We start from the raw sequence: 1,134 nt of genomic DNA on the forward strand, positions 1-1,134 counted from the left end.
GCCGGCATCGTCGAGGCGCTGATCGATCGCCAGCTCCGCATCCGGCTTCAGCGTGAACCATTCGCCCGAGGCGGTGCCCGTGTCGAGCGGCGAGCGCAGATAGACGGGATGCTCCGGCGCATGCGGGATCGGCATGCCCTGCGTCAGCCTGCCGAATTGCTCGACATAGAAGCATTGCATCTTCGGCGGCGACCAGCTGTCCTTCGCCACCCAGAAACCCGGATCGCTGTCACGCCGCGGCGCCGGGCGGACGGCATCGAGAATATAGGCGCGGGCCTGCGGCAGCCGGTCGATGCCATTATCCTCGCCGCGCAGCCATTTGTTCCACCAGGCGATCGCTTCGGCATGAAAATCCATGCGCGGTTTCGGCCATGCGAAGTGCGGATATTTGTGCACCCAGGGGCCGATCAGCGCCTTGGCTTTGTCGCCCAAGCCCTCGACCGCCATCAGCGGCGTATTGCGATAGCCGTCGGCCCAGCCGGCGATGACAAGCGTCGGGATGTCGACGCTCGAAAAATCCTCCGAGATCGAGCCGTGACGCCAGAAATCATCGCGCCGCTGATGGCTCAGCCATTCCTCCATGAAAAAGGGTTCGCCTGCCAGGCGCTCGATCCACATCTCCTTCCAGCGCTCGCCGACAAGGGCGGGATCGGGCGGGCGCGACTGGTAGCCGAGCATCGTCGCCGCCCATGAGAGCTGGGCGGAGAGATGGCAGCCGTTCTTGTAGTGGATGTCATCGTTGTAGCGGTCGACGGTCGAGGCGATCGAGATGACGGCTTTGAGCGCCGGCGGGCGCAATGCCGCGACCTGCAGGCTGTTGAAGCCGCCCCAGGAGATGCCCATCATGCCGACCGAACCGTTCGACCAGGGCTGCGCGGCGATCCAGGCGATGAGCTCGCAGGCGTCGGCAAGCTCCCGCTCGGTATATTCGCCGTCGATGACACCGTCGGATTCCCCAGAACCGCGGATGTCGACGCGGACGCCGGCAATGCCGGCGGCAGCAAAGACCGGGTAGGTCGACTCATCGCGAGGACTGGTGCCGTCGCGTTTGCGATAGGGCAGGAATTCGAAGACGGCGGGAACGGGATCCTGATCGGCGCCCTCGGGCATCCAGATGCGCGCGGCAAGCCGCGT

General features: G+C 65.3%; 1 protein-coding gene. It reads right to left on the reverse strand.

Going from position 1 to position 1,134, the window contains the following annotated elements:
- The coding region (locus A7X77_RS31620) for a CocE/NonD family hydrolase (RefSeq protein ID WP_156668215.1) at positions 1-1,134 on the reverse strand (1,134 nt) is incomplete at both ends.

The organism is Rhizobium bangladeshense (assembly GCF_001662075.1).
Taxonomy (GTDB): domain Bacteria; phylum Pseudomonadota; class Alphaproteobacteria; order Rhizobiales; family Rhizobiaceae; genus Rhizobium; species Rhizobium bangladeshense_B.